General features: G+C 42.4%; 4 protein-coding genes. All 4 read right to left on the bottom strand.

Going from position 1 to position 5,603, the window contains the following annotated elements; translation table 11 throughout:
• The coding region (locus tag HPY74_19405; GenBank protein ID NSW92777.1) for an SAM-dependent methyltransferase at positions 1-1,353 on the bottom strand (1,353 nt) is incomplete at its 3' end.
• The gene (locus tag HPY74_19400) at positions 1,343-1,501 is read right to left on the bottom strand and encodes a hypothetical protein (protein ID NSW92776.1); all 159 of its coding nucleotides are present in this window, start codon (positions 1,499-1,501) and stop codon (positions 1,343-1,345) included. The genes HPY74_19400 and HPY74_19405, both read right to left, overlap by 11 nt.
• 12 nt (positions 1,502-1,513) lie before the next feature.
• Complete coding sequence (locus HPY74_19395) at positions 1,514-4,093, bottom strand: sulfatase-like hydrolase/transferase (GenBank protein ID NSW92775.1); 2,580 nt, start codon at positions 4,091-4,093, stop codon at positions 1,514-1,516.
• Entirely contained in the window at positions 4,080-5,582 is a 1,503-nt protein-coding gene (locus tag HPY74_19390; GenBank protein NSW92774.1) for a hypothetical protein, read from the bottom strand. Before HPY74_19390 ends, HPY74_19395 begins: the two co-directional genes overlap by 14 nt.
• Between the last annotated feature and the right edge of the window lie 21 nt (positions 5,583-5,603).

Raw genomic sequence — 5,603 nt, 5'->3', positions numbered from 1 at the left:
CCTCATTAGGTATATAGCGCGTTCGTTACCTGTAACAACACTCTTGGATATGATTTCGAATTTTTGAGAAAAGGCGTCCTCGAAACCTCTCTCATTGTATTCTGAGAATATATCCTCTCTTGTGGAAAGAAGCTTTTTAACTTGGCTGTCCGATTTAGGGACAAACTCAATAATTAGCCATTTCCCTAAAGTTGCAAACGTTTCAGCTGCCATATCTAATGGCACATTCCCAGATATACAAATATGATGAATAATTGCCAGCGCCATCACGCAGTCAAAATTCCCCCGCTCGAAAGTAGACATCCGTTCTCGAAGTGCCCATCCAATCGCCGGGCTTGGATTTGCAATATCCAAAACTGCCGGAACTACATTGTGTATTCCCGACCGTTTAAGACTATTATAATGAACGTCTACCGCATCGTGGTCGATATCGTATGCAACCACTAATTTGGCGTTTTCTGAGGCTATGGCTGAAAATACACCGACGTTTGCCCCCATGTCGCATACGAGTCGGGCGTTCGTTTGACGAAGGAATTGGCGGACGATGTTTATCTTTTCTGAAAAAGCCTCTTCAGAATAATTGTGCATATTTTGATAATAGGAAACCCACTGCGTTGTACCACTACGTTTGTTAAGTTTTTTTATGGTAGAACGAAGATGGTCTAAAATAGCGATTAATGACGCCTTCGAAATTTTTATATTCTTGGTTATATTACCTGAATCGCTAGCGTGCTTGAGTTGTTGCCTTGCGTGTTGATGAATATGTAGTTGGAGCCCAAAATCAAACTTGGTCTTTGCAGGCAGCAGCTTTGAGGCCAAATCTAGTGGAACTCCATCAATATAAACGCGCATCATTTGCGAAAGTCTAGGGTCCTTCAATGCCATCAAGGCAATGGGGGCAAGGAAATGCTGACAGAACTGCCTGTAAGCGACCCACGGAGTTCCCTCTTTATATCTGGTAAATGACAGCGTATCAATCAAAACCGGATGCCCTTCGTTAAACTGGATATTATAGGCGCTGGCGTCCTTGAGTATCATATCGTACTCTAAGGCAACTGCCGCAAGCTCAAGTGTTAGTAATGCTGCATCTTTATATTGGCTTAAAGACCACTCGTACGGATACGTTATAAATGGGATTTTTTCGGGTTCGATAATTATATGATTTTCATCTGAAAATACCTGTTCATGCTTGACGATCTTTCTCTCTGCCGCAAGCCTGTCATAAAGGCCACTATCCATGAAAAATAAAAAGTCTTCAAGACAGCTTTTGTTTATGTGACGAAATAGCTTCCCGTGCTCTTCAAATATGTATCCTCCGGGATCACGAAAGGATGACGGCAATCTATTCCCCATCGGCCTTTCCCTCGTTTGAGAACCTGGCTCTTATTTTCTTCCAAAAAGCCACCACACCTGCGCCGACAGTTAAGATAGACGCTGCAATCAGCTGCATAATATAACTTCCGGTTCCGGGATCTAAATACGCAAATGTTATGAATATCATTGTATTCCTCTCCTATTCGATGATTTCAATACTCATAACCGGCAGGCCCAACACCCGAGCGTTTCTGTCCGCAGTATCATTTGGCCTGTAAGCATTAGGCATTCCGAGGGTTATTAGCTGGAGCCCGTCCGCAGACAGCACCTCTTTGGGAATAGTCATGACCTTGTAGTAACCCCATTCCTCTCCTGCGCAACCCCCCCTCCACTTGCCAATTGGATGCCCATTGACAGACAGATTGACGTAGTTCTCGTCATGCGGATAAACGAGTCTAAATTTTAACCTCGCCTCCTTGTCCGGCCTGAGCGGCAAGTAAAGCTCCGCTCTATCTGATGTCCATGTGTGGCGCGGTTCTGGCCCGTGCCAGCCGCTGCCAATATATTTGATGGAGTTGCCTCCTGCCCCAAAACTAATCACATCTCCTTTTTCAAGCGAAGGTATCGCACCAATGGTTAGACTATAAATCCTGAGAGCCCCTTTGAGATAGACCACCTCGCTTTGATAGCCCTCCGGATACCGGGCATCGGGTAATAAAAGCTTCAAATCAAGTTTTCCATCTTTTTTTAGCAACCCCTTTGGTATCGTGAATTTTATGTGTTTAATCCCTGCTCCCGAGACGGAAAACTCATCAGCCAACTGCTTCCCGTTGACTTCTATTCTAAGCCGTTGGACAATGTCGGGATTATCGGGAAAGGCGGAGGATAAAGTAATATATACTGGAAGATCATTGTTTCTCTCGGGAATAGCAAAACGTAGTTGAGCAAAGTTGCCAGAAGTTGCTGCATAGTCACCCACATAATACAATCCTCGAAATCCGTAAAAGGTTCTCTTATTTTTATCTCTTTCCATAAGACAAGTAATATCGGCACTGCTTAGTTGAGTGCCCAAAGTATACTGTTTGTATTCCGTTTCTTTTACGCCGTCAGGCGTTAAAATCCTCCCCGTTCTGACCCAGTCCTGATGGTTTTCACAACTCCCGTTATTGACATACTCATAGAGGTCCGGCAGGTAACCGCTCTTTGTTCTCTGATATCCATTGTACCAGTAATAATACCTGTTTCGTTTTTGATTGTCCCTTACGTCAAAAATCGAAGCACCTGAATCCCTCACCTCTGGAGCGATTAAGTCCAGAACTGTGGCGGCGATGTCGCCATTGGAAACCGGAGCATTGGAGATCGACATAGCTTCGCCGTGCCGGTTTTTGGTTTTGATCAGCATCACCGGCGCGAGGTAATGTGACATCATTAGATCTTCCATCACTCCGTGATCGCCAACAATAATAATTGTAGAATTATCGTACACACCCGCCTTTTTTAATTGATCTAAAAAAGTAACAGTGAGCTTCATACATCCTTTCGCTTGCTGGAAAAAAGCTTGCGGCCATTGCAGATTGGCCGGCCTCAATTCGCCATCTAGGGTATAAGGTAAGTGCGCGCCATTCAAATGATAAAACCGGAAAGTATTTTTTTCACCCTGTGTCGTAAAACCTTCATTAATCAGATGGTTGTAAAATGCAACATCACGGTTTGAGACTTTCTTATTGGTCATTTCTGCTTCGTTATTGTCAAATTCATCATACGCAAGAAGAAAATCCTTCTTTAGCCACATAGGGAAATACCTCAGAGCCGTAAATTTCAGCATAGACTCAAACATAGACATCGATAATTTTTTATCTTCGCTTATGCTCCTGGCATTTGAAATGTACTTAGCTAATAAAGGATCGTTAAGGGGAATCATCTGGGGAAAAGTGTAAACCCCTGAATCGTACCCTTTTTCGTACAGGGTTTTGAGCAGTGGCACCTTTCTAAACGACATCCGTAAGTACTCGCTATAGGGTATCGAATTATCGTAGGGGATTCCAGTCAAAATATAGGGAATTGACGGGGTAGTGTAATTAAATCCGGAAGTCGCATTTTTATAATAAGTAAAATCAGAAAAGGCCTGCTTAAATTGGCTGTTCTCCTCGGTAAACATTTCAAACAATCTGTTGTCAAAGCAGTCGAGAACCAGAACTATGATGTTGTCTTTTTTTGAGAGTGTGAATTTGCCTTCGCTTGTTAGAACGAATTTCTTCTCCTGGCCCAGATCGTTCAACAACGGTATAAGCGCTACAACCTGTACCGCTATTAGCAACCCGCATAGTAAGGGCACCGCTTTCTTAAAAAGTTCTTCTCTGAAACCAGCGGCGGCCACCGATACCAGGATGCACGCCGTCCATAATACGGCGTCCCAGATCATTTGGGAGTGATACTTCTCCCATTCAGTCGGCGCGCCATTCAAGTTTATGTATTCTATTGGAAGGTATGTCCCTTCAATATAAAGAGCAACGGCAATGCCAAAAACCAAGGCGACGAGCCATTTGCCTTTCTCCCACGGCATCGACACGCATATTATCGAAAATAACAAGAAAACCCCGACGCCGCTCAAGATAAAATTGGAGGCGATAAATGAAAAAGGAAACCAGAGCTCCTTGCTGTTTCCGGCATACAAATTAATGGGGCCGTAAATAAAGACCGTTAAAACGAGAAGGGCGGCGGGCAATATGGAGATACTAATTCGGGGAACAAGATTCTTGCGTTTCTTAATCAATCCCATTGCGGCCTCCTTTTCTGCGTGCTAACCTTCTAAGGCGCAGTATAGATGGCTGATTCTCCCCTTGGTCCCCCCTCTTCCCGGCACCGAAGTATTTCGGATAAACAACAGAAAGCATTGCTAAACCCCAAAACGTGCAAAAACTCGGACCATTAGCCATAACTTGATTGTTACACGGCATATATACGAACATAATGGCAAGCACAGGCAGCAGCGCAATTGAAAAAATATTTTTCCCAAATATCGCATCCATCCATGTCCTGGCAAGAAATAAACCCAGAATAAACATAATTAAGACTACACCCACAAATGACACGTCGCATGCTAGCCAAGTGTAACAAGTATGCCATAACCCAGTTGCAGACCATTCTGGTTCTAGTTTGGCCATATAAGTGCGTTCAAACATGCTTACACCTGTAATTCTTTCTACTTGCCTAGTCAAAAAGTAGGAGTTCCCGATTCCATAGGTTGACGTGAAGGGCCGTGAAATCGCGAGCGACATTCCGTAATATCCGTGTGTAATGTAAAACAAGAGACCATACCGCGCATTATCCATAATTTGAAAAGCTCTAGAACTGTCCGCAGTACTTAATTGTCCTGTAGCTGAACTACCTGTTGTTGAGTCCCTATCATAATTCGATCCGGTAAACTTCACTTCTGCCTGTTTTTGTGGAATACTCTTTTCTAAATATGTAGTTACCGAACCAACCCGAGTGGTCATATTTAAGCCGATGAAATAAAACGAAAATATAGTCAAGAGCACAATGTAAAGTACTATGGGGATCTTATGTTGTAACCAAGTCTTAATATTACCTTTGATATATCCACATATCGCATCGAAAGCAATTACAACAACCAAAGCAATCAACAAGTCAAAAACACCTTTGTTGGTCCCAATCAAAACCCATTTTCCCATTTCAAAAATGAGAATTAAACAAAAAACTATTTTATATGGTAACTTCAATTTATCCCACCATATTATTGGCAATACAAACGAAAACCAAGCCATGGGAGCAATTATACATTGCACAGCGTTTAATGCAGGATTGGGTTGAAGGGCAGAAAGTTGAACTGCCTTGTTGAAGTACACGCTCGCGGGATTAGTTAATCCTATAAGGAGTTGTTGCGTAATATTGTTAAGGGAGATATCAACAATACCCGTTGTATAAGGAAAACTGATTATGTAGCAGATAATATAACATAAATATGAGCCAATTATGAGAATTAGGTTGGGCGAATATTCATTTTTTGTGTGCGAATAAGTGATATGTTCGTGTTTACTTCTCCAATACACAACATATCCACCGATGAATGCCACATGATACAACACTATGTATAAAAGGAACATACTCAAGTTTTGTATGTGCCACTTTATTGGTCCAAGCAAGAAAACCAAAACAGTAAAGGTTAGATATATTTCAATAGCAACAAGGGGTAGAAATACAATTATCCATTCTTTATTGTCTTTTAGTGCATCATTGCTACTATTCATATGCTCTTTCCCCCATACAAG

The sequence above is a fragment of the Bacillota bacterium genome (genome assembly GCA_013314855.1).
GTDB lineage: Bacteria > Bacillota > Clostridia > Acetivibrionales > DUMC01 > Ch48.
This window is presented reverse-complemented; position numbering and strand designations above follow the sequence as displayed.

Bases quoted from the DNA above. Each gene is read 5' to 3' on its own strand.
- HPY74_19400 (NSW92776.1), bottom strand. From the start codon at position 1,501: ATGATATTCATAACATTTGCGTATTTAGATCCCGGAACCGGAAGTTAT.
- HPY74_19395 (NSW92775.1), bottom strand. From the start codon at position 4,093: ATGGGATTGATTAAGAAACGCAAGAATCTTGTTCCCCGAATTAGTATC.
- HPY74_19390 (NSW92774.1), bottom strand. From the start codon at position 5,582: ATGAATAGTAGCAATGATGCACTAAAAGACAATAAAGAATGGATAATT.